The following is a 21,201-nucleotide window of genomic DNA, read 5'->3' as shown; positions in this document are numbered from 1 at the left end:
CCGCGTGATCTCACGAGTGAGATCGGTTGCAGTACCAGGCGCAAAGTCTTCGCCAAACTTCTCCCTGGGCGTATGGGTCCCGGATCTGCGCTTCGCTTGTCCGGGACGACAGCGGAGTTTGTTGCGGCTTAGTTGCCCTGCTGCCGCGGCGCCCTGCGGCGCTTGGTCGATTGCGTCGGCACGTCGGCGGGCTCGTCCTTGAGCGCACCGATCTTGCGCAAGGCTGCGTCCGCGGCGCGTTCGCCGCTTTCCCAGGCACCGTCGACGGTGCCCCACAGCGTCTCGTGCGTAGCTTCGCCGGCGAGGAACACATTGCCGATCGGCTCTGTCAGGATTTTCCGCGACAGTTGACCGCCCGGGGAGGCCGCCGACATCGCGCCCATCACGTAGGGCGAGGCGTTCCAGCGCGTCGCGCTGGTCTTCTGCACGGCGACCGCGGCCTCGCTGCCGAACAGTTTTGTGATCCATTCGCGGGCGAAGGCCGCCATTGCCTTCTCGCCCTGCTCGGAGAGATCGCGGCCGAACGCGCCGCCGACGTCGATCGAGCACAGCGAGGAGCCGCCGATATTGGCGTACATCAGCGCCGTGCGCGCCGAATTGCTCTGCTCGATAAGGATATCGTCGCGCGACAGGCCGAGCGGATTGCCGGGCAATTGCAGCACGATCCGATCATAGCTGCCGAGGCCCAGCTTTGACGCCGCGTCCAACGTGCGTTTGGGAATGTCGGGCGTGAACTTGATCGCGCCCGATGTCAGCACGTTGGTCGAGACCGTGACGATGACGGCGCGCGCTGCGATCTTGCCGGCTTGCGTCTCCACGCTGACGTCGCGGTTGCTCCAGCTGATGCGGCTCGCCGGCGTCGACAGCGCCACCGGCGCCTGCTCGCCGAGCTTGGTGATCAGCGTGCCCAGGCCCTGACGGCAGGCGATCGCCGCGTTGCGATCCTGCGCGCGTCCCTTGTCGATCGCGGACAGCTCCTTCAGGTCCTTGCCCGCAAAGCCCGCGCCCAGCATGAACTCGGCCGCGCCCGTCCAGTCGCCGAGATCCTTCGGCAGCACGGAGGCGCAAGAGGTATCCAGCTTGGCCCGCGAGGCATCGTCGATGGCACGATTGGCGCGCACCAGCGCCGCCAGGAATTGCTCGGTCTCGCCCGCGCGCGCGTTGCGCCGGCCGATGCGCATCTTCTGGCCCGATGGCGCCGGCAGTACGTCCAGCCCGACATTGCGCGCCAGCCGGATCATCGGATTGGTGTCGGGATTGTGCATCCAGCGCGCACCACGGTCGAACGGCACCTCGAAGGTGGTGCTGTCGGTGATACAGCGGCCGCCGACTTGCGATGCCGCTTCCATCACGACGACCTTGCGTCCCGTCGCCATGATGCGCCGCGCCGCGGCGATTCCGGCGGCCCCCGCACCGATCACGACGATATCGGCCTCGCGCGGCAGGGGCGCGGCGGTCGCGCGCAGGACCGGCATCGCGGCAAGGGCCGCCGACGCCGAAAGGAAACCGCGGCGCGTGATTGTCATGTCATGGTTTCCGAGGACTTGCGGCGAACGGGAACAGTCAGCGAACCTTGCCGCATCTGATGTTGCACGGCAACCATCATGGTGAATCAATCGTGCTTGATGTCACGGAGTGATGAACCGAATTGCAAGACGTTTCGACCATGATAGAGAAGGGAAAAAGACGGCCGGAAAAGGCCGTGGGGGGAGTTTGAAATGGGGACGGTCCTAGATTCAGTCGGCAAGCTGATTGCCGCGTACCTCTCCAAGGAGGTGCCGGGCTACGAACCGTTCACGCCGAGCGACCCGGAGCACCTGCGCGGCGTGATCGAACCCGGCGACGTGCTGCTGGTCGAAGGCAACAACCGCATCTCCGGCATCATCAAATATCTGACGCAGTCGACCTGGTCGCATGCCGCGCTCTATGTCGGCCCGATCGAGGGCGCCGCGGAGCCCGACGGCGAACCGCATGTGCTGATCGAAGCCAATATCGGCGAAGGCGTCACCTCGGCGCCGCTGTCGAAATATTTCCCCTATCACACCCGGGTCTGCCGCCCGGTCGGGCTGTCCTATGAGGACCGCACCACGGTGTGCCGCTATGCGATCAACCGCATCGGCTTCGGCTACGACACCAAGAACATCGTCGACCTGATGCGCTTCCTGTTTCCGCTACCGATTCCGCAGCGCTGGCGGCGCCGCATGATCGCGATCGGCTCCGGCGATCCGACCAAGATCATCTGCTCGGCCCTGATCGCCCAGGCGTTCGATGCCGTGCGTTACCCGATCCTGCCGAAGATCACCAAGGCCGGCAGCCGCGCCGCCCGCCGCGAGATCCTGCACATCCGCGATTCCTCGCTCTACATGCCCCGCGACTTCGACATCTCGCCCTATTTCGAAGTCGTCAAACCCACCATCGTGCACGGGTTCGACTACACCGCCCTGCACTGGGCCGACAAGCAGAAGCCGCTCGAGGAGGTAGCGGGCACATTCAGTGTGTTTCCAGAAACGATCAGTGCGCCGCCGCTCGTTCCTGAGGCGGCTGACGAAGAGGCGCCGGACGAGATTCCGGCTGAGCAAGTGAGTGCGTGCCTTTCGGAGACCGCTGAAAGCGTCCCCGTCCCCGCTCATATCCCGCTGCTGAAGAAACTGGCGATGTACCGCCCGCGGCGGCGTGGCCGAGTCCGCGAGAGGGCGGCGTAACGGCTGCGAGTGTGGCGCGATCTCGCCACAACAATCGTCATTGCAAGGAGCTCTTGCGACGAAGCAATCCAGACTGCCTCTACGGAAGCCGTCTGGATTGCGTCGTTGCACTCGCAATGACGTAAATTACCGCTCCGCCCGCCCGATCACCGCCATCAGCTCCGCGATCTTCTCGCGCTGGTCGGCCTTGTCGCCGCTCGCAATGGCGTGCTCGACGCAATGGGCGACGTGGTCCTTCAAGACCTCCTCCTCGACCCGGCGCAGCGCGGCACGCACCGCCGAGATCTGGGTCACGATGTCGATGCAGTAGCGGTCTTCCTCTACCATTTTCGAGAGGCCGCGAACCTGCCCCTCGATCCGGCCGAGGCGTTTTCCGACAGATGCCTTGATGTCCTTGCGCATGAGGTCTATATACCCCTACCGGGTATGGGTTGCAAGACCTGGTGCAAGCGCCGGAGCGAGAGCTATGAACGAACACGAGCATCATCACGACGCGGGCGGGCATTCCGGATGCGGTTGTTCGGCCAAGACGGAACCAGCCAAGGCGGAAGCAGCCAAGCCGGCGGCGTCCTCGTGCTGCGGCGATCACGCCGGCCACGGCCATCATCACGCGCATGACCATGGCGAGGCGGCCAGCAAGGTGCACGATCCCGTCTGCGGCATGACGGTCGATCCCACGACCTCGAAGCACCGCTTCGAACATCACGGCGAGACATTCCATTTCTGCTCGGCCGGCTGCCGCACCAAGTTCGCCGCGGATCCCGCAAAATATCTCGCCAAGGACAAGGCGCCCGAGCCCGCGATGCCCGCTGGCACGATCTACACCTGCCCGATGCATCCGGAGATCCGCCAGGTCGGTCCCGGCAGCTGCCCGATCTGCGGCATGGCGCTGGAGCCGGAGGTCGCGAGCCTGGAGACAGGTCCCAATCCGGAGCTCGCCGACATGACGCGGCGGTTCTGGATCGGCGGCGCGCTGGCGCTGCCGGCGGTGGTATTGGAGATGGGCGGCCACCTCGCCGGCCCGCACAACTGGATCGACCCGACGCTCTCGAACTGGATCCAGCTCGTGTTCGCCACGCCGGTGGTGCTGTGGGCCGGCTGGCCGTTCTTCGTTCGCGGCTGGCAGTCGCTGCTGACGCGCAACCTCAACATGTTCACGCTGATCGCGATGGGCACCGGGGTTGCCTATGTCTACAGCATCATCGGCACCGTCGTGCCGCAGATCTTCCCCGCGACGTTCCGCGGCCATGAAGGTGCGGTTGCCGTCTATTTCGAGGCGGCTGCCGTCATCACCGTGCTGGTGCTGCTCGGCCAGGTGCTGGAGCTGCGCGCCCGTGACGCAACCTCCGGCGCGATCAAGGCGCTGCTTCAGCTTGCGCCGAAGACCGCGCGCCGCGTCGATGACGACGGCAGCGAGCACGAGGTCGAAATCGACGCGCTCCATGCCGGCGAACGCCTGCGTGTCCGTCCCGGCGAAAAGGTGCCGGTCGACGGCGTGATCCTCGAGGGCCGCTCCTCGCTCGACGAATCGCTCGTCACCGGCGAGTCCATGCCGGTGACCAAGGAAACCGGCGCGAAGGTGATCGCCGGCACGCTGAACCAGTCGGGCAGCTTCATCATGCGCGCCGACAAGGTCGGACGCGAGACGCTGCTGTCGCAGATCGTGCAGATGGTCGCGGACGCGCAGCGCTCGCGCGCGCCGATCCAGCGGCTGGCCGATCAGGTCGCGGGCTGGTTCGTGCCCACCGTCATCGTCGTCGCGATCGCCGCCTTTGCCGCCTGGGCCTGGTTCGGACCTGAACCGCGGCTCGCCTTCGGCCTGGTCGCTGCGGTGAGCGTGCTGATCATCGCCTGCCCCTGTGCGCTGGGCCTCGCAACCCCGATGTCGATCATGGTCGGCGTCGGCCGTGGGGCGCAAGGCGGCGTGCTGATCAAGAACGCCGAGGCGCTGGAGCGGATGGAGAAGATCGACACGCTGGTGGTCGACAAGACAGGCACGCTGACCGAAGGCAAGCCCAAGGTGGTCGCGATCGTGCCCGCGTCAGGTTTTGCGGAGGATGACATCCTCAAGCTTGCGGCCAGCGTCGAGCGCGCCAGCGAGCATCCTTTGGCTGACGCGATCATGCGCGCGGCCAAGGAGAAGCAGCTTGCCCTCGGCCAGGTCGAGCAATTCGACTCGCCGACCGGCAAGGGCGCCACCGGCAAGGTCGACGGCAAGACCATCGTGCTCGGCAATGCCAGATATCTGACCTCCATCGGCATCGACACCAAGACGCTCGACACTGAAGCCGAACGGCTACGCGGCGATGGCGCCACCGTGATCAACATGGCCGTCGACGGCCGGCTCGCCGGCCTGTTCGCGATCGCCGATCCGGTCAAGGCCTCAACCCCGGAGGCGCTGAAGGCGTTAGCTGCCGAAGGCATCAAGGTGATCATGCTAACCGGCGACAACCGTACCACGGCCGAGGCCGTGGCGCGCCGGCTCGGCATTGCCGAGGTCGAGGCCGAGGTGTTGCCAGACCAGAAGAGCGCGGTGGTCACCAAGCTGCAAAAGGCCGGCCGCATCGTCGCGATGGCCGGTGATGGCGTCAACGACGCGCCGGCGCTGGCCGCCGCCGAAGTCGGCATCGCCATGGGCACCGGCACGGATGTGGCGATGGAGAGCGCCGGCGTGACCCTGCTCAAGGGCGACCTTACCGGCATCGTGCGGGCGCGAAAACTGTCGCAGGCGACGATGAGCAACATCCGCCAAAACCTGTTCTTCGCCTTCATCTACAACGCCGCCGGCATTCCGATCGCGGCCGGCATCCTCTATCCCACCTTCGGCGTGCTGCTCTCGCCGATCATCGCCGCAGCAGCGATGGCGCTGTCCTCGGTGAGCGTGGTCGGAAATGCGCTGCGGCTGCGTGCGGCCCGGCTGTGAGGGCGACGAAATCCGTGTAAGACGGGTCCATTCAGCGGGTACGCGCGGAGAGGACCTGATGCAGCGAATTACCATCACGATCGAGGACGATCTGCTGGCGGAGATCGACGCGGCGGCGGAAGCCCGTGGCTACCAGAACCGCTCCGAGATCATCCGCGATCTCGCCCGCGCCGGCCTGCAGCAGAGCACCGAGGACACCGCCCAGACCGGCCAATGCGTCGCCGGCCTCGTCTATGTCTACGACCACGCCGCCCGCGATCTGTCAAAACGCCTGGTGCAGGAGTTCCACGGCCATCACGACCTCGCGCTGGCGACGCTGCACGTCCATCTCGACGACAACAATTGCATGGAGATGACGGCGCTGCGCGGCGATGCCGCCGAAGTCAGGCATTTCGCCGACCACATCATCGCCGAACGCGGCGTGCGCTACGGCCGCGTGGTGATGATCCCGACCGGCGAAGGCAAGCCCGCGAAGGCGCGGAAGCATCCGCACCGGCATGGGTAGGAGCGAGCTTGCGTGCCCCGGACGCGGTCGTGCCTTGGGCAGCCGCCCTCCCTTGCCGAAGCCGCATTGGGTGTCTACCTCTCGCAGGTAGTTTACCTCAGAGGGTCCCCCATGCTGGATGCCGCCATCAAGGCGCTGTCGCAAATGATCTCGCCGCCGATGCGCTCGATCCTGTGGCGATCGGTCGGGCTTGCGCTCGTGCTGATCACCGTGCTGGCGATCGGACTGCAGCGGCTGCTGAGCTGGTTTGCGACCTCCGGTGAGGTCTGGCTGGAAGGCCTGCTCGGGCCGGGCTGGCACACCTCGCTCGAGGTCTTGTCCTGGATCGTCTCGATCGCGGCGGGTCTTGGCGTCGTGTTCGGCGGCGTCTTCCTGATGCCCGCGATCACCTCGCTGGTGGCGAGCCTGTTCGTCGACGACGTCGCCGACATCGTCGAGCGCGAGCATTATCCCGCCGAGCAGCCGGGCCTCGCGCTGCCGTTCAGCCAAGCGATCTTCGAGGGCATCAAGACCGCGCTCCTGACCATCCTGGTCTATCTGATCGCGTTGCCGCTGGTGCTTTTCGCCGGCGCAGGCTTCCTGATCTTCTTCCTCGCCGCTGCCTGGCTGCTCGGCCGCGAATATTTCGAACTCGCCGCGATGCGTTTCCGCTCGCCGGAAGAGGCCAAGGCGATGCGGCGCGACAATGCCGCCACCATCTTCACTGCCGGCCTCTTCATCGCCGCCTTCGTCTCGATCCCGATCGTGAATCTGGCGACGCCGATCTTCGGCATGGCCTTCATGGTCCACATGCACAAGCGGCTGTCGGGCCCGCGGCCGGAGCTGATCGAGCCGGCGCGGCAGATGCGGTGATGCGCTCTACGTTACCTGCACGCCGCACTTCCGCAGCACCGTCTTGGCGAAGCCGAACGGCGCCGGCGTGAACGGGCCGGGCGGGGCGCGGGTGATCAGCGCGAGGACACCGAGCGCGGCTACAGCGAGCCAGAAGCACAGCCAGAAGCCGTCGATATAGGCGAGCACATTGGCCTCGCGCTGCACGATGCCCGCCAGCGTGCCGACCGCGCGCGGCTGCGCCAGCCCGGCGCCGTGGGCCGCGAAGTGATCGGCAAGCTGCTTCAGGACGCGGACCACATCGACATCGCCGACGCCGAGGTTCTGGCCGAGATAGAAGGAATGGACCTGCTCGCGCACGCGCAGCCATGTCCCCATCAGCGCCACGCCGATCTCGGCACCGCCGAGCCGCATGATCTGGATATAGGCGGCAAAGGAGGTGGCACGGCTCGGGTCGGAGTTCGACAGCAGCGTGATGATCAGCGGCAGCAGGGTCAGCGACTGCCCGATCGCCTGGAGCAGCACGATGCCGACAAAGTCCTCGCGCGCCCAGTCATGGGTGAGCTGCGTGCCCCAGAGATTGGCGGCGGCGAAGCAGGCGAATCCCACGACCACCACGGTCCGCGTATCGAAATGCCGCAGCAGCCAGATCGAGAGCGGCACCAGCACGAACATCGGGAGCGCGCCATAGGTGAGCAGCAGCACGCCGCTCTGCTCGGGCCTGAGCAGGGCGATGGCAGCGAGGAAATTCGGCACCAGCGAGGCGTTGGACAGGCTGGTCAGCGTGTAGAGCAGGATCAGCACCAGCCCCAATCCGATATTACGCGAGAACAAGACGTTCACATGCGCCCAGGGCTGCCGTACCAGCGACTCGTTGACGAGGAAGCCTGCGAACAGCACCGCACCACTGACAAGCAGCGCCATCACCGTTCCCGAACCCAGCCAGTCCAGCCGGTTGCCCTGATCGAGCCCGGCGTAGATCATCGCGACACCTGCGCCGAGCAGCAGCATGCCGCCCCAATCGGCCTCGCGCAGCAGCGCGCGGTTCACCGGCTCGTTCGGTGTGCCGAGATAGACCATCAACCCCATCAGCGGCGCGACCACGACGCTCTGCCAGTACAGCCATTGCCAGCCGAGATGGTCGACATAGAAACCGACCAGCGAGCTCGAGGTATCGAGCGCAAAGCCGACGCGGATCGAATAGATCGAGATCGCCGGCAGCCACCAGCGGATCGGCAAATTGCGGAACACGATCATCAGCGTCGCCGGCACGAAGGTGCCGAGCAAGAGGCCATGCACGACGCTGAGCGCGAGCAGCGTTGGATAATCGTGCACGAAGGGAACGATCAGCGAGATGACGGCATAGATCAGGCTCGGAACGCCAAGCACGCGCCGCAGCCCGAACACGGTCGCGAGCCATGCCACTGCCGGCGCGATGAAGATCTGCGAGCCGATGCCGGCGGTCGAGAGCCAGGCGCCCTCGTCGAAGCTGAGCGAGAACGCGCCGCGCAGGTCGGGCAGGCCGACCGTGGTCAGGCGGCTGTCGAAATTGGCGAGGAAGGAGCCGAGCAGCACCGCCGCAACGGCGAACAGCGGCCGCGGCGCGACGCCGCCGCGCGACAGCGGTCCGCGATCGGCATCGTCATTTTCCGCCATTGCCGTCCCTGGTGTCGATGCTGGTAACGACCGACATGCCCGGCACCAGCCGCGCCAGCAGCGGCTGGCCGTCGTCGAGCTGGATCCGCACGGGAATGCGCTGCACGACCTTGGTGAAATTGCCGGTGGCATTGTCCGGCGGCAGCAGCGCGACTTGCGCCCCCGTCGCCGGCGCGATGCGCTCGACCTTGCCGCGCAGCGTCTCGCGCGGAAAACTGTCGACGGTGATCTCGACCGGCTGACCCGGCGCGACGTGCGTCAGCTGGGTCTCCTTGTAGTTCGCGATCACATAGACCTTCGGCAGCGGCACCACGTTGATGAGGTTGGTGCCGATATTGACGTAGTCGCCGGGCTGCACCTGGCGCTCGCCGACGACGCCGTCGAACGGCGCCGATATCCTGGTGTAGCCGAGCTTGAGCTTCGCACCCGCCAGCGTTGCCTTGGCCGCAGCGACATCGGCGGCACGCTGCTTCCGGGTGCCTTGCAGGACTTCGAGCTGGTGCTGCTGGGCTGCGATCACGGCGCGGCTCGCGCGCACGTCGGCCTGCGCCTTGGCGTAAGCAGCCACCGCCTGCTCGAGCCGCTGCCGCGTGCCGGCTTCGGTCTGCGACAGCGATTGCTGACGCTCCTGCTCCTGCCGCGCCTCGACCTCCATGGCTTCCGCGGAAAGCCGCGCCGCCTGCGCCTGCGCGATCGTCGCATATTGCAGCTCGACCTGATTGGCCAGATTGTCGAGCGCGGCCTGCGCGGCGGCGACCGAAGCTTCGGACTGCGCGACTTGGGCCTCGTAGTCGGCGGGATCGATCTGGATCAGGAGATCACCGGCCTTGACGCGCTGGAAGTCGGTCACGGCGACGGTCAGCACTTCGCCCGAGACACGGCTGGAAAGCCGCGTCAGCTCGGCGCGCACATAGGCATCATTGGTGGTCTGGATCACGGCATTGCCGACCCATTCGTCGAAGCGCAGCGTCGCCAGCGCGACGAAGCCGAGCGCGACGATCACGGCGAACAGCGGGATCGCGAACCGACTCCACAGCGAAGTGGCTGGCCGCTGCGTCGGCTTCGATGATGGGGCCGGCGTTGCGGCAGCCGGGGGCGGGACTTGTTCCTGTTGACTCACGATATCACCCCAAGACGCTCTGCTCTTGCCGCCGTCATTCCGGTCCTTCGGACCGCCCCGGAATGACCCCCACTGCCAATCTCAGACCGTCTTCTCCGGCCACCGGCAGAGATCGTTGATCAGGCAGACCTCGCAGCGCGGCTTGCGTGCGAGGCAAGTATAGCGGCCATGCAGGATCAGCCAATGATGGGCATGCAGCATGAACTCGGCCGGGATCACCTTTTCGAGACCAAGCTCGACTTCGAGCGGCGTCTTGCCGGGTGCAAGTCCGGTGCGGTTGCCGACGCGGAAGACATGCGTGTCGACCGCCATTGTGTGCTCGCCGAAGGCCATGTTGAGCACGACGTTGGCGGTCTTGCGTCCCGCACCGGGCAACGATTCGATCCCGGCGCGCGTGCGCGGCACTTCGCCGCCGAATTCGCTGAGCACCTTGGCAGACAGCGCGATCACGTTCCTGGCCTTGGTGCGGTAGAGGCCGATGGTCTTGATGTACTCGCGCAAGCGCTCCTCGCCGAGATCGAGCATCTTCTGCGGGGTGTCAGCGATTTCGAACAAGGCGCGCGTCGCCTTGTTGACGCCGGCGTCGGTTGCCTGCGCCGACAGCACCACCGCGACCAGCAGCGTGAACGGATTGACGTGCTCGAGCTCGCCTTTCGGTTCCGGGTTGGCTTTGCGGAAACGGCTGAAGACCTCGTGGACCTCGGCGGGCGTCCAGCGCTTTACCGCCTTGAGCGTCTTCTTGGCGGGCGCGTTCGGCTTCGCGACGATCGCCTTTGCCTTCTTCTTCGGCACCGGCGCTTTGCGCGGAGCCGGCTTGCGGGTGATTTTCGCCATGATCGGGATATACTGAGGGACGATGAGCACAGGCAACGAAATTGAGGGCAGCGATCCTGATCCGCGCGACGTGCAGATCTTCTCCGCGCTGCTGACGCCGCACCGCTCGCTGAACCGCACCGGCTTCCTCGCCGTGATGCTGTTCCTGAGCGTGGTCAGCTTCGTCACGGGCCTCGCCTTCCTGATGATGGGTGCCTGGCCGGTGTTCGGTTTCTTCGGCCTCGACGTGCTCGTGATCTGGTGGGCCTTCAAGGCCAATTTCCGCGCGGCGCGGGCCAGCGAAGAGATCGTGGTCACGCCCTCGGAGCTGCGGGTGCGCCGCGTCAGCCATCGTGGCCAGGTCTCGGAATGGACGTTCAATCCGCTCTGGGTCCGGCTCGACCAGGAGGTCGACGAGGAATACGGCATCGAGCACCTCTATCTGATCTCGCGCGGCCGCCGGCTGCTCCTTGCCGGCTTTCTCGGGCCGGAGGAAAAAGCTAGCTTTTACAATGCCTTGGTCGGCGCCCTGAATGCCGCCCGGCGCGGCCCGACCTACAATCCGGTGACCTGAGCGCAGTCAGAAATCGGGTGGTTTCCCATCCGTCCCTCTCCTACATTTCCGGTCATGATGACACTCGCCATACATGACCAGCGCCTGGCCGGGCCGGGCACCCAGAACGCCGCGCTGCGCGACTATGATTCGGTGCGCCGGGCGATCGCCTTCATCTCGGAGAACTGGCGCGCGCAGCCGACCATCGAGGCGATGGCGGATGCGGCCGGGGTCACGCCGGATGAGCTGCACCATCTGTTCCGCCGCTGGGCCTCGATCACGCCGAAGGCTTTCATGCAGGCGCTGACGCTCGATCACGCCAAGGGCTTGCTGCGGGACTCCGCGAGCATCCTCGACGCCGCGCTCGACTCGGGCCTGTCAGGGCCGGGCCGGCTGCACGATCTCTTCGTGACCCACGAAGCGATGTCGCCGGGCGAATGGAAGAACGGCGGCGCCGGTCTGACCTTGCGCTACGGCTTTCACCCCTCGCCGTTCGGGACGGCCATCGTGATCGCGACCGATCGCGGCCTATCGGGGCTCGCCTTCGCTGACCCTGGCGAGGAGAAGATCGCACTCGCCGATATGACGCGGCGATGGCGGAACGCAACCTATGTCTGGGATCACGAAGGCACCGCGCCACTCGCCCAGCGCATCTTCGATACAAAACTGTGGCGGCCGGACCAGCCGCTGCGCGTGGTGATGATCGGCACCGATTTCGAGGTGCGGGTGTGGGAGACGCTGCTGAAGATCCCGATGGGGCGCGCGGTGTCCTATTCCGACATCGCCTGCAACATCAACAGCCCGAAGGCCTCGCGCGCCGTCGGCGCGGCGGTCGGCAAGAACCCGGTCTCGTTCGTCGTGCCCTGCCACCGCGCCCTCGGCAAGAGCGGCACGCTGACGGGCTATCACTGGGGCATCACCCGCAAGCAGGCGATGCTGGGCTGGGAGGCCGGGCAGCTCGGGGTGCAGTAGTTGAGATCTAGTAGGGTGGGTTAGCCGTAGGCGTAACCCACCTCTTTGGTTTCCACGGTGACGGAATTGGTGGGTTACGCCGCCGACTGCGCTTCGCACAGTCGCCGTCTAACCCACCCTACGGCAGCGTGCTCGCGTCGAAAACCTAACCCGCCAGATCGAGCTTCGAGGCCACCGTCGAATCCGCGTTGAGGCGGTAGATGATCGGCACACCCGTCGCCAGCTCGCGCTTCAAAATGCCTTCGGGCGAGAGCTTTTCCAGCACCATGATCAGCGCGCGCAGTGAATTGCCGTGGGCGGCAACCAGGGTGCGCTTGCCGTTGAGCACGCCGGGCAGGATCTCCTGCACGTAGTACGGCAATGCGCGCGCCAGCGTGTCCTTCAGGCTTTCGCCGCCGGGCGGCGGCACGTCGTAGGAGCGGCGCCAGATCAGCACCTGGTCCTCGCCCCATTTCTTGCGCGCGTCGTCCTTGTTGAGGCCGGAGAGATCGCCGTAGTCGCGCTCGTTCAGCGCGAGGTTCTTCGTCGTCGGCAAGCCCTTCTGGTCGAGCTCGCCGAGGATGAGATCGAGCGTGTGCTGTGCGCGCGTGAGCACCGACGTGTAGGCGACGTCGAACACGAGGCCGTGCGCCTTCAGCTTGCGGCCGGCTTCCGTGGCTTCCTTGACGCCGAGCTCGGTGAGGTCAGGGTCCTTCCAACCCGTGAACAGGTTCTTCAGATTCCATTCGCTCTGGCCGTGACGCACGAGCACGAGAAGACGTTCGCTCATTGACTGCTTTCCGTTAGGTTCGATCAGATGTCGGACAGGCCGAGCACGTCGGCCATGGAGTAGTGCCCCGGCTTCTTGCCATGCGCCCACAGCGCCGCCTTCAGCGCACCATGGGCGAACAGCATGCGGTCCTCGGCCTGGTGCGACAGCGTCAGGCGCTCGAACGGGCCGAGGAAGGTGACGCTGTGATCGCCGGCGACGGTGCCGCCGCGCAAGGAGGCGAAACCGATATTGCCCGGCCTGCGCGCGCCGGTGATGCCGTCACGGCCACGTTCGGAATGTTCATCGAGAGTGACGCCGCGGCCGCTGGCTGCGGCCTGCCCGAGCATCAGCGCGGTGCCGGATGGCGCATCGACCTTCATGCGGTGATGGGTTTCGACGATCTCGATGTCAAAACTCTGGTCGAGCGCCTTGGCGACGCGCTTGACCACGGCCGCCAGCAGATTGACGCCGAGGCTCATATTGCCTGATTGCACCACGACGGCGCGGTTGGTGACGCTCTTGATCACGGCATTGTCGGAGCCGGACAATCCGGTGGTGCCGACGACATGCACGATACCGCGCTCGGCCGCGATCGCGACATTGGCGATGGTCGCCGCCGGCACGGTGAAATCGAGGATGCCGTCGGCCTCCTTCGACATCGCCCAGAGATCGGCCGAGAGCTTGATGCCGTTGGCCGGCAGGCCTGCGAGCACACCGGCATCCTTGCCGAGCAGCTCCGAGCCGGGGGCCTCGAGCGCGCCGGCCAGCACCGCGCCTTTGCTCTCGGCAATCGCCCGCACCAGCGCGCGGCCCATCCGGCCACCGGCTCCAGCAACAATCAGGCGCATGTCGGACATGGTGTGATCCTCTCACGGCCGTTGTAGCGGGGGGACGCAGTTCCGGCAACCGAGGGAGGAGCAACGCAACCGTCATTCCGGGGCGACTCGCAGAGCCGAACCCGGAATCTCGAGATTCCCCGGTGCGCAATTGCGCACCTGAGGTCTGGTCCTTCGGACCATCCCCGAATGACAGTGGATCTCAGCCGTCAGACGGCTGCGGGCCGTCATAGCCCTCGATGATGATGAGGTCGGCGACCGAGTGCGGCTGGCGCACCTTGATGTTGGCCTGGTATTCCGGCGAATTGTAGCAGGCGATCGCGGTCTCGTAGTCCGGGAATTCGATCACGACGTTGCGGGTGCGGCTGGCGCCCTCGACGGTGGTGAACTTGCCGGCGCGGACGACGAAGCGGCCACCCCACTTCTTGAAGATCGGACCGTTGGCGACGGCGTAGGGCTTGTAGCCCTCGTCACTGCTCACATCGACGCGCCCGATCCAGTAGCCTTTTGCCATTGTTCTTCTCCCTATGTCGCTGATCTTCATTTGAGCATGATCTGATCGGAAAGCCGCTTCACACTTTGCGCTAACGCGGCCCTTCGGGTCCGGATCATGCTCAGAGCGCCTGCGCGATCTCGGCCTGGATGGCTTCCGCAATCGCCTTGGGGTCGGCGGCTTCGACGACCGGCCGTCCGACGACGAGATAATCGGCGCCGGCGGCGATCGCGCGGCCCGGCGTCATGATGCGCTTCTGGTCGCCGGTTGCCGAACCGACCGGCCGGATGCCGGGGGTGACGAGATGCATCTGGTGGCCGACGATCTTGCGCAAGGCCCCGACTTCCTCCGGCGACGACACCAGCCCGTCGATGCCAAGCACCTGGGCCTGCTGCGCGCGCGCCTCGACCAGCTCGGAGACGCCGAGCCGATAGCCGGCCGCGTGCAGATCGTCCTCGTTGTAGGAGGTCAGGACCGTGACGGCGAGGATCTTCAGGCTCGAATTGCCGCGGCCTTCGACCGCGCCCTTCATGGTCTGCGGATAGGCGTGCACGGTGAGAAAGGTGGCGCCAAGCCTGGTGATGCTCTCGACGCCTTGCATCACGGTGTTGCCGATGTCGTGCAGCTTGAGATCGAGAAAGACCTTCTTGCCCTTGTCGGCGAGCTTGCCGACCAGCGGCAATCCGCCGGCATAAGCGAGCCGATAACCGATCTTGTAGAAGGTGACGCTGTCGCCGAGACGATTGATCGTCGCCTCCGCGGCATCGACGCTGGGCAGATCGAGCGCGACGATCAGGCGGTCCTTGGGGGCGATCTCGGCTGGCGTCATGTCACCTCACATCATGCGTTGGGAAATGTCGATCAATTGCGCCACCAACTCCTTCAACGCGGCGATATCGGCCTCGTTCTTGAGCCTGTCCATATCGTCATAGGCCTGGTCGGCAAAGGCGAGCGTGAGCTGGCTGGCAATCACATTGGCGTGGCAGGAGGTCAGGATCAGCCTGAGCGCCTGCAGCGCACGAGCCGCGCCGAGCCGGCTCTGCGAGGCGCCGGCGAGTGCGAAGGCACGGTTGCGGAACACCTCGCCGCGCGTCTCGTGCGGATCCTGCACACGGCTGACCCAGTCGATCGCGTTCTTGAGCAGCGGCGGCACCGAGGCGTTGTATTCGGGCGAGACGAACAGCACGCCATGATGCGTGCCGATCATGCGCTTGAGATTGACCGCATGCTTGGGCACGCCGGCCTTGGCCTGGAGATCGCCGTCGTAGATCGGCAGCGGAAAATCGGCGAGCGAGATGCGGGTGACGTCCACGCCGGCCCGGGCGAATTCATAGGCGGCGACCGCCGCCAACTTCACGTTGTGCGAACCGGTGCGCAGCGAGCCGGGAATGACCAGGATTTTAGGTGCGGACATCCGCTTCCATGCGTTCGGCGAATACGAGCCGCCGCGCAAAGAACCGAGCCGGCGGAATTAATGCTTGCGATACACCCAGACGCGGGCGGGCGGAAGGTTCATCCAGATCCGTTCCGACGCCTCTGTGGACACGCCGGGCAGCGATTTCGGGATCGGCGGCACCACCGCATAGGTGAACTGGACGAAAGGCGCGCCGGGCGCGAGCGCCGTGAAGGCGTCGCGGATCAGCCGCAGCCGCGTCAGCATCGGTTTTGTCACGAGCGGCAGGCCGGAGACGACTGCGGAGGCCGGCGCGCTCAGGACGTTCCAGAGCGTGTCACGCAGGCGATAGGCATCGCCCTGCACCACCTTGGCCTGCGGATAGCGGTCGCGCAGCAGGGCGCAGAAGCCGGGATTGTATTCGACGAGGACGAGACGCTTCTGGTCGACGCCGCGCTCGATCAGGGCCGAGGTGATGGCGCCGGTGCCGGGTCCGAGCTCGACCACAGGCGCGTCCGAATCGACATCGACGTAGTGGGCCATGGTCCGGGCCAGCAGCTTGCCCGACGGCATCACCGCGCCCATGTGCAGGGGCTTTTCGATCCATGATCTGAGAAAGCGCACCTCGTCGTCGAGACGAGGCTTCTTCAACGCACGCGCGGACGATGGCAATGGCATGTCAGGACCGGACGGGACCGCGGGACCGCGGCGTGTCAGAAAATGGTCATAAAGACGTATAGGCCGAAGGCGGTATGGTCAAGCCGAGTCAACTCGCCCGATTACCGAAGAAATCCTTGACCTTGGCGAAGAAGCCCTCGGATTCCGGCTGGGTGTTGCCGCTTGACAGCTTTTCGAACTCGGCCAGCAATTCCTGCTGCTTCTTGGTGAGGTTCTGCGGGGTCTCGACCACGACCTGAACATACATGTCGCCCATCTGGCGCGACCGCAGCACCGGCATGCCTTTTGATGCAATGCGGAATCGGCGGTTCGACTGGGTCCCGGCCGGCACCTTCACCTTGGCCTTGCCCTTCTCGATGGTTGGCACCTCGAATTCGCCGCCAAGGGCGGCCGTCACCATCGAGATCGGCACACGGCAATGCAGATCGGCGCCGTCGCGCTGGAAGAACTGGTGCTGGGCCAGCGACAGGAAGATGTAGAGGTCGCCGGGCGGACCGCCGCGGACCCCCGCCTCGCCCTCGCCGGCGAGCCTGATCCTTGTGCCGTCCTCGACACCGGGGGGAATGTTGACCGAGAGATTCCGCTCGCGGGTGACGCGGCCCTGGCCCGAGCAGGACGGGCAGGCATCCTCGATCATCTGGCCGCGGCCCTGGCAGCCCGGACAGGTTCGCTCCAGCGTGAAGAAGCCCTGCGACTGCCGCACGCGGCCGGCGCCGCCGCAGCTCGAGCAGGTCTTCGGCTTGGTTCCGGCCTTGGCGCCGATGCCCGAGCAGGCCTCGCAGGTGACCGAGACCGGAATCTCGATCTGCGCGGTCTTGCCGCCGAAGGCTTCCTCGAGCGTGATTTCCATGTTGTAGCGCAGGTCGGCGCCGCGCTCGCGACCGCCGCGGCCGCGCTGCCCGGCCATGCCGAACAGATCTTCGAAAATGTCGGAGAAGGAAGAGGCGAAGCCCGCGCCGAAGCCGGCGCCACCGCCGCCCTGCTCGAAGGCGGCATGGCCGTAGCGGTCATAGGCCGCGCGCTTGTCCTTGTCCTTGAGGACCTCGTAGGCCTCGTTGATTTCCTTGAACTTGACTTCGCTGGTGTCGTCCCCGGGATTGCGGTCCGGGTGGAACTTCATCGCCAGCTTGCGGAACGACGATTTCAGGACGGATTCGTCGGCATCGCGTTCGACTTCGAGGGTTTCGTAATAGCAGCGCTTGGTGGACGTGGACATGTGGGACTCGGTCTATCCAATCGCGATTCAAGTCGGAGCGAAACGACGTCGCCACACGACGATATAGGCAGCCTTCTGCCTGACGGCAGAGGCTAGCGTGGCGGCGTTCAGCATAACGGCTGGGAATTGATCGATCGTAACGGGCGACCCGCCCGTCCGTCCCGACACGACGGCCTCCCCCGCGAAGGAGGAGGCCGGTAGAGCGTGTGGGGTCCAAGCCGTCCGCATCATGACCCTCTTGGGGTTCAGGCGGACTTCTTGTTGTTCTTGTCGTCGTCGACTTCGGTGAATTCCGCGTCGACGACGTCGTCCTTGGCCGCGTCCTTCTTGGCGTCGGCCTCGGCCTGCTGCTTGTACATGGCCTCGCCGAGCTTCATCGAAGCCTGGGCCAGCGTCTGGGTCTTGGCCTTGATCGCCTCGGCATCGTCGCCCTTCAGCGCTTCCTTGAGGTCGCCGACGGCATCCTCGATGGCGCGGCGCTCGGTCTCGCCGACCTTCGAACCGTGTTCGGCCAAAGCCTTCTCGGTCGAATGCACCAGACCATCCGCCTCGTTCTTGGCGGTCACGGCCTCGCGGCGCTTCTTGTCCGCCTCGGCATTGGCCTCGGCGTCCTTGACCATCTTCTCGATGTCGGCTTCCGACAGGCCGCCGGAGGCCTGGATGCGGATCTGCTGCTCCTTGCCGGTGGCCTTGTCCTTGGCCGAGACGTTGACGATGCCGTTGGCGTCGATGTCGAAGGTGACCTCGATCTGCGGCATGCCGCGCGGAGCCGGCGGAATGCCCATCAGGTCGAACTGGCCGAGCATCTTGTTGTCGGCCGCCATTTCACGCTCGCCCTGGAAGACGCGGATGGTGACCGCGTTCTGGCTGTCCTCGGCGGTCGAGAACACCTGGCTCTTCTTGGTCGGGATCGTGGTGTTGCGGTCGATGATGCGGGTGAACACGCCACCCAGCGTCTCGATGCCCAGCGACAGAGGGGTGACGTCGAGCAGCAGCACGTCCTTGACGTCGCCCTGGAGCACGCCGGCCTGGATCGCAGCGCCGATCGCCACGACTTCGTCGGGGTTGACGCCCTTGTGCGGCTCCTTGCCGAACAGCTGCTTCACGACTTCCTGGACCTTCGGCATGCGCGACATGCCGCCGACCAGAACCACTTCGCCGATCTCACCGGCGGTGACGCCGGCGTCCTTCAGCGCCTTGCGGCAGGGCTCGACGGTCTTCTGGACGAGGTCGTCGACCAGCGCTTCGAACTTGGCGCGGGTGAGCTTCATCGTCAGATGCTTCGGGCCGGTCTGGTCCGCGGTGATGAAGGGCAGGTTGATCTCGGTCTGCGTCGTCGAAGACAGCTCGATCTTGGCCTTTTCAGCGGCTTCCTTCAGGCGCTGCAACGCGAGCTTGTCGTTGCGCAGGTTGATGCCCTGCTCCTTCTGGAATTCGTCGGCGAGATAGCCGACCAGGCGCATGTCGAAGTCTTCGCCGCCGAGGAAGGTGTCGCCGTTGGTCGACTTCACCTCGAACACGCCGTCGCCGATCTCGAGGATCGAGATATCGAACGTGCCGCCGCCGAGATCGTACACCGCGATCGTGCCGGTCTTGGTCTTGTCGAGGCCATAGGCGAGCGCGGCCGCGGTCGGCTCGTTGATGATGCGCAGCACTTCGAGGCCCGCGATCTTGCCGGCATCCTTGGTCGCCTGGCGCTGGGCGTCGTTGAAGTAGGCGGGAACGGTGATGACGGCCTGATCGACCTTCTGGCCGAGATGGGCTTCCGCAGTCTCCTTCATCTTCTGCAAGATGAACGCCGAGACCTGCGAGGGCGAGTAGGTCTGGCCGTCGGCCTCGACCCAGGCGTCGCCGTTGGAAGCCTTCACGATCTTGTAGGGGACGAGCTTCTTGTCCTTCTCGACCATCGGGTCGTCGTAGCGGCGGCCGATGAGGCGCTTCACTGCGAAGAAGGTGCGCTCGGGATTGGTGACGGCCTGGCGCTTGGCCGGCTGGCCGACGAGGCGCTCACCGTCGTCCGTCACGGCGACGATCGAAGGCGTCGTGCGCATGCCTTCGGAATTCTCGATGACTTTGGCGTTCTTGCCATCCATCACGGCGACGCACGAATTCGTGGTGCCGAGGTCGATCCCAATGACCTTTCCCATGGTCCTGATATCCTTGTTTTTGCGGCAGGTTGGCTGGGCCCAGAAGGCACCCGACCGAAACCCCCTAAGATCAAACATCCGCGATATTGCGATGATTGAGGCTCATATAGGAGGGGGGGAGGGGCCCGCAAGGACCGAAGCTACGTTTCTGCCGTGAAAACATTGGGTTTTGGACGATGATATCCGGACTTCACCGCCCTTGCGGGTGAGGAATTATTAACAGGTTCAGGCATCAGCAAGCCCCCGCTACCGCAGCCGGTGCCGCCCTGTTGCCGCAGGCCCAAACCCGGTAAAAGGCGGACCGGCCGGACAGCCGCCACAGCTGCCTCGCGCGACAAAGCGGCCCGGTGGCCGACCATCGAACGGCCTCAATGTGAACCAATCAGAGTGCCCATGAAGCTGATCCGACCCCTCGCCGCGCTCGCCCTCCTCATTGCCTCCGCGCTTCCGGCTATCGCCGCCGACGCCGTGTTTCCGCCCGGCCTGCGCCTCGGCATGGTGCCGCTGGTCGGACTCAGCACGGCAAAGACCTTTCCGGGCTTCGAGAGCGAGGACGGCAGCGTCAAGGTGTTGATCACCGAGCTGCCGCCGGCGGCCTATGGCGAGGTCGTGAGCGCCTTCAATTCCAATCCGGCCGGCGCTGGCGGCGTCAAGCAGGACAAGATCGAGACGCCCGCGGGGCTTGCCTATTTCACCACCGAAAGCGGCAAGGCCGGCGACACGCCGGTGAAGCGCTATTCGATGATCGTGCCGGGCGCCGGCTTCTCCGGCTATGTCGCGGTGCAGATCCCGGAGAATGCGACCAAGATCTACACGGATGAAGCGGTGCGGCAGATGTTTGCGAGCGCCACCACCCGCAAGCAGGTCTCGGCCGAGGAGCAGATCGCGCTGATGCCGTTCAAGATCACCGATCTCGCCGAATTCAAGGACATCCGCACGCTGGCGCCGGGCTCCAGCATCATCCTGGCCGATGGCGACGAGAGCACCGGTTATGAGTCGAAGCCGTTCATGATCCTCGGCGTGATCGGCGCCACGCCGCAAGCCGCCGACGACCGCGCCCGCTTCGCCCAGGAGGCCGCGCTGCAGATCCCCGGCGTGCGCGAATCGCGCGTCACCATGTCCGAGCCGATCCGCATCAACGGTCAGCAAGGCTTCGAGACCCGGATCGACGGCGTCAGCGGCAAGGACAAGGTCCCGGTCACGGTGGTGCAGTGGATCCGTTTCTCGAGCGGCGGCGCCTCGCTGCGCATCATCGCCAGCGCCCCGCGCGACCAGTGGCTAGCCGCCTTCACCCGCTTCCGTGCCGTGCGCGACGGGATTCAGCCGAAGGGTTAGGGCAGAGGCGCTCCAACACACTCGGTGTCGTCCCGGCCTAGCGCGCAATTGCGCGCGGGGGGCCGGGACCCATACCGCGTGATCTCGCGATTGGGGTCGGTCGCAGTACCCACGAAGAGTCTTCGCCAAACTTCTCCCTGGGGGTATGGGTCCCGGATCTGCGCTGCGCTTGTCCGGGACGACAGTGGTGTTGAGGCTGCACGCCCACCCCCTCACCAAACCCGGCCGCATTTTCGGGCTTCTGTTCGTACACGAACGGAACTAGGCTTCGTCTCCG

The 21,201-nt window shown here is 65.6% G+C and carries 20 protein-coding genes; 7 read left to right on the top strand and 13 right to left on the bottom strand.

The genetic code is table 11. The annotated features are described in order from the left end of the window. Positions 1 to 128: 128 nt before the first annotated feature. Complete coding sequence (locus tag AABA86_RS24565; protein ID WP_338308726.1) at positions 129 to 1,526, bottom strand: flavin monoamine oxidase family protein; 1,398 nt, start codon at positions 1,524 to 1,526, stop codon at positions 129 to 131. A 192-nt stretch (positions 1,527 to 1,718) separates the two neighbouring features. Here AABA86_RS24565 and AABA86_RS24560 point away from each other — a divergent pair, with 192 nt between their 5' ends. Beyond that, a complete protein-coding gene (locus AABA86_RS24560) occupies positions 1,719 to 2,702 on the top strand; it encodes a YiiX/YebB-like N1pC/P60 family cysteine hydrolase (protein WP_212243344.1) in 984 nt (327 codons plus the stop codon). 126 nt (positions 2,703 to 2,828) lie between these two features. Here AABA86_RS24560 and AABA86_RS24555 read toward each other — a convergent pair whose 3' ends face one another. After that, entirely contained in the window at positions 2,829 to 3,104 is a 276-nt protein-coding gene (locus AABA86_RS24555; RefSeq protein WP_007598521.1) for a metal-sensitive transcriptional regulator, read from the bottom strand. A gap of 64 nt (positions 3,105 to 3,168) precedes the next feature. Between AABA86_RS24555 and AABA86_RS24550 the strand changes: the two genes are divergently transcribed. The 3 genes from AABA86_RS24550 to AABA86_RS24540 all read left to right on the top strand — a co-directional run bounded on the left by AABA86_RS24550 (position 3,169) and on the right by AABA86_RS24540 (position 6,982). Further along, positions 3,169 to 5,625, top strand: a complete 2,457-nt coding sequence (locus AABA86_RS24550) for a heavy metal translocating P-type ATPase (RefSeq protein ID WP_338308725.1) — start codon at positions 3,169 to 3,171, stop codon at positions 5,623 to 5,625. Between the two features lie 58 nt (positions 5,626 to 5,683). Further along, positions 5,684 to 6,130, top strand: coding sequence for a nickel-responsive transcriptional regulator NikR (gene nikR, locus AABA86_RS24545; protein WP_338308724.1), 447 nt, complete (start codon positions 5,684 to 5,686; stop codon positions 6,128 to 6,130). A gap of 111 nt (positions 6,131 to 6,241) precedes the next feature. Then, positions 6,242 to 6,982: a sulfate transporter family protein gene (locus tag AABA86_RS24540; RefSeq protein WP_038948637.1), complete on the top strand. Its 741-nt coding sequence runs from the start codon at positions 6,242 to 6,244 to the stop codon at positions 6,980 to 6,982. 6 nt (positions 6,983 to 6,988) lie between these two features. Here AABA86_RS24540 and AABA86_RS24535 read toward each other — a convergent pair whose 3' ends face one another. From AABA86_RS24535 to nth, 3 genes are all read right to left on the bottom strand, one after another. Further along, a complete protein-coding gene (locus tag AABA86_RS24535) occupies positions 6,989 to 8,617 on the bottom strand; it encodes an MFS transporter (protein ID WP_338308723.1) in 1,629 nt (542 codons plus the stop codon). Further along, complete coding sequence (locus tag AABA86_RS24530; RefSeq protein WP_338308722.1) at positions 8,604 to 9,737, bottom strand: HlyD family secretion protein; 1,134 nt, start codon at positions 9,735 to 9,737, stop codon at positions 8,604 to 8,606. Before AABA86_RS24530 ends, AABA86_RS24535 begins: the two co-directional genes overlap by 14 nt. An 81-nt stretch (positions 9,738 to 9,818) precedes the next feature. Further along, on the bottom strand, positions 9,819 to 10,571 hold the full coding sequence (gene nth / locus AABA86_RS24525; RefSeq protein WP_338308721.1) for an endonuclease III: 753 nt from the start codon (positions 10,569 to 10,571) through the stop codon (positions 9,819 to 9,821). 22 nt (positions 10,572 to 10,593) lie between these two features. On the opposite strand from nth, the gene AABA86_RS24520 reads away from it, so the two are divergent. Together AABA86_RS24520 and AABA86_RS24515 are read left to right on the top strand one after the other, a co-directional pair. Then, complete coding sequence (locus AABA86_RS24520) at positions 10,594 to 11,124, top strand: DUF2244 domain-containing protein (RefSeq protein WP_212243328.1); 531 nt, start codon at positions 10,594 to 10,596, stop codon at positions 11,122 to 11,124. A 54-nt stretch (positions 11,125 to 11,178) separates the two neighbouring features. After that, a complete protein-coding gene (locus AABA86_RS24515) occupies positions 11,179 to 12,075 on the top strand; it encodes a bifunctional helix-turn-helix domain-containing protein/methylated-DNA--[protein]-cysteine S-methyltransferase (protein WP_338308720.1) in 897 nt (298 codons plus the stop codon). 145 nt (positions 12,076 to 12,220) lie between these two features. Here the strand turns inward: AABA86_RS24515 and AABA86_RS24510 are convergent, their stop codons facing one another. The 8 genes from AABA86_RS24510 to dnaK form a co-directional block, all read right to left on the bottom strand. After that, positions 12,221 to 12,844, bottom strand: a complete 624-nt coding sequence (locus tag AABA86_RS24510) for a 2,3-bisphosphoglycerate-dependent phosphoglycerate mutase (RefSeq protein WP_212243326.1) — start codon at positions 12,842 to 12,844, stop codon at positions 12,221 to 12,223. A 23-nt stretch (positions 12,845 to 12,867) separates the two neighbouring features. Continuing rightward, the gene (gene dapB / locus AABA86_RS24505) at positions 12,868 to 13,683 is read right to left on the bottom strand and encodes a 4-hydroxy-tetrahydrodipicolinate reductase (protein WP_212243325.1); all 816 of its coding nucleotides are present in this window, start codon (positions 13,681 to 13,683) and stop codon (positions 12,868 to 12,870) included. Between the two features lie 181 nt (positions 13,684 to 13,864). Next, positions 13,865 to 14,176, bottom strand: a complete 312-nt coding sequence (locus AABA86_RS24500; RefSeq protein ID WP_027566211.1) for a DUF1330 domain-containing protein — start codon at positions 14,174 to 14,176, stop codon at positions 13,865 to 13,867. A gap of 100 nt (positions 14,177 to 14,276) precedes the next feature. Next, positions 14,277 to 14,984, bottom strand: coding sequence for an orotidine-5'-phosphate decarboxylase (gene pyrF, locus AABA86_RS24495; RefSeq protein ID WP_212243324.1), 708 nt, complete (start codon positions 14,982 to 14,984; stop codon positions 14,277 to 14,279). A 6-nt stretch (positions 14,985 to 14,990) separates the two neighbouring features. Further along, positions 14,991 to 15,569, bottom strand: coding sequence for an NADPH-dependent FMN reductase (locus tag AABA86_RS24490; protein ID WP_212243323.1), 579 nt, complete (start codon positions 15,567 to 15,569; stop codon positions 14,991 to 14,993). 57 nt (positions 15,570 to 15,626) lie between these two features. Continuing rightward, positions 15,627 to 16,226 carry a class I SAM-dependent methyltransferase gene (locus tag AABA86_RS24485; RefSeq protein ID WP_038948644.1) on the bottom strand — a complete coding sequence of 200 codons (600 nt, stop codon included), beginning with the start codon at positions 16,224 to 16,226 and terminating at the stop codon, positions 15,627 to 15,629. An 88-nt stretch (positions 16,227 to 16,314) separates the two neighbouring features. Next, positions 16,315 to 17,442, bottom strand: coding sequence for a molecular chaperone DnaJ (gene dnaJ / locus AABA86_RS24480; protein ID WP_028139412.1), 1,128 nt, complete (start codon positions 17,440 to 17,442; stop codon positions 16,315 to 16,317). Between the two features lie 245 nt (positions 17,443 to 17,687). Continuing rightward, complete coding sequence (gene dnaK, locus AABA86_RS24475) at positions 17,688 to 19,589, bottom strand: molecular chaperone DnaK (protein WP_028139411.1); 1,902 nt, start codon at positions 19,587 to 19,589, stop codon at positions 17,688 to 17,690. Positions 19,590 to 19,982: 393 nt separating this feature from the next. Here dnaK and AABA86_RS24470 point away from each other — a divergent pair, with 393 nt between their 5' ends. Beyond that, positions 19,983 to 20,924: a hypothetical protein gene (locus tag AABA86_RS24470; RefSeq protein ID WP_212243320.1), complete on the top strand. Its 942-nt coding sequence runs from the start codon at positions 19,983 to 19,985 to the stop codon at positions 20,922 to 20,924. The last annotated feature ends 277 nt before the right edge of the window (positions 20,925 to 21,201 follow it).

Origin of the sequence: Bradyrhizobium sp. TM233 (assembly GCF_036247965.1) — a bacterium.
GTDB classification, from domain to species: domain Bacteria; phylum Pseudomonadota; class Alphaproteobacteria; order Rhizobiales; family Xanthobacteraceae; genus Bradyrhizobium; species Bradyrhizobium ottawaense.
The sequence above is the reverse complement of the archived record's forward strand: the minus strand, read 5'-3'. Positions and strand labels throughout refer to the sequence as shown.

Coding starts and splice junctions, on each gene's coding strand:
- AABA86_RS24485 (WP_038948644.1), bottom strand. CDS start 16,226: ATGCCATTGCCATCGTCCGCGCGTGCGTTGAAGAAGCCTCGTCTCGAC.
- dnaJ (WP_028139412.1), bottom strand. CDS start 17,442: ATGTCCACGTCCACCAAGCGCTGCTATTACGAAACCCTCGAAGTCGAA.
- AABA86_RS24550 (WP_338308725.1), top strand. CDS start 3,169: ATGAACGAACACGAGCATCATCACGACGCGGGCGGGCATTCCGGATGC.
- AABA86_RS24470 (WP_212243320.1), top strand. CDS start 19,983: ATGAAGCTGATCCGACCCCTCGCCGCGCTCGCCCTCCTCATTGCCTCC.
- AABA86_RS24490 (WP_212243323.1), bottom strand. CDS start 15,569: ATGTCCGCACCTAAAATCCTGGTCATTCCCGGCTCGCTGCGCACCGGT.
- pyrF (WP_212243324.1), bottom strand. CDS start 14,984: ATGACGCCAGCCGAGATCGCCCCCAAGGACCGCCTGATCGTCGCGCTC.
- AABA86_RS24540 (WP_038948637.1), top strand. CDS start 6,242: ATGCTGGATGCCGCCATCAAGGCGCTGTCGCAAATGATCTCGCCGCCG.
- nikR (WP_338308724.1), top strand. CDS start 5,684: ATGCAGCGAATTACCATCACGATCGAGGACGATCTGCTGGCGGAGATC.
- AABA86_RS24535 (WP_338308723.1), bottom strand. CDS start 8,617: ATGGCGGAAAATGACGATGCCGATCGCGGACCGCTGTCGCGCGGCGGC.
- dapB (WP_212243325.1), bottom strand. CDS start 13,683: ATGTCCGACATGCGCCTGATTGTTGCTGGAGCCGGTGGCCGGATGGGC.
- AABA86_RS24515 (WP_338308720.1), top strand. CDS start 11,179: ATGATGACACTCGCCATACATGACCAGCGCCTGGCCGGGCCGGGCACC.
- AABA86_RS24565 (WP_338308726.1), bottom strand. CDS start 1,526: ATGACAATCACGCGCCGCGGTTTCCTTTCGGCGTCGGCGGCCCTTGCC.
- AABA86_RS24510 (WP_212243326.1), bottom strand. CDS start 12,844: ATGAGCGAACGTCTTCTCGTGCTCGTGCGTCACGGCCAGAGCGAATGG.
- AABA86_RS24500 (WP_027566211.1), bottom strand. CDS start 14,176: ATGGCAAAAGGCTACTGGATCGGGCGCGTCGATGTGAGCAGTGACGAG.
- AABA86_RS24520 (WP_212243328.1), top strand. CDS start 10,594: ATGAGCACAGGCAACGAAATTGAGGGCAGCGATCCTGATCCGCGCGAC.
- dnaK (WP_028139411.1), bottom strand. CDS start 19,589: ATGGGAAAGGTCATTGGGATCGACCTCGGCACCACGAATTCGTGCGTC.
- nth (WP_338308721.1), bottom strand. CDS start 10,571: ATGGCGAAAATCACCCGCAAGCCGGCTCCGCGCAAAGCGCCGGTGCCG.
- AABA86_RS24555 (WP_007598521.1), bottom strand. CDS start 3,104: ATGCGCAAGGACATCAAGGCATCTGTCGGAAAACGCCTCGGCCGGATC.
- AABA86_RS24560 (WP_212243344.1), top strand. CDS start 1,719: ATGGGGACGGTCCTAGATTCAGTCGGCAAGCTGATTGCCGCGTACCTC.